The following is a 454-nucleotide window of genomic DNA, read 5'->3' on the forward strand; positions in this document are numbered from 1 at the left end:
GGAGTCATTCGAAAACTTGGTTTGCTTTCCCTGGTTTCCACAAGTATCATAATCGTAAGGACAACAATTCGGGAGGCACATCATGGCATACATCGACGTCAAACACGTTTCCAAAATCTACGGTAGCGGTGAACAGGAAGTCCGCGCCAATGACGATATCAATTTTGAAATAAAAAAAGGCGAACTCACCATTATCGTAGGCGCTTCCGGGGCAGGCAAGTCAACGCTGCTTAACATCTTAGGCGGCATGGACACCCCAACAAAGGGTGACGTCATCATCAATGGCAAAATTATTGCCAACGACTCACCCAAACAATTAACAACTTATCGCCGACTCTCCGTGGGCTTTGTCTTTCAGTTTTATAACTTGATTCCAAACTTAACGGCCTTGGAAAACGTTGAACTGGCATCCCAAATTTCACCAGATTCACTTGATGTGCCTGAAGTCATGAAA

The 454-nt window shown here is 44.7% G+C and carries 1 protein-coding gene; it reads left to right on the forward strand.

Annotation, left to right across the window (positions count from 1 at the left end):
• Positions 1-82: 82 nt before the first annotated feature.
• A partial coding sequence (locus CBI42_RS11325; protein WP_142294134.1) for an ABC transporter ATP-binding protein occupies positions 83-454 on the forward strand: 372 nt, incomplete at its 3' end.

Origin of the sequence: Streptococcus sp. KR (genome assembly GCF_002238115.1) — a bacterium.
Lineage (GTDB): Bacteria > Bacillota > Bacilli > Lactobacillales > Streptococcaceae > Streptococcus.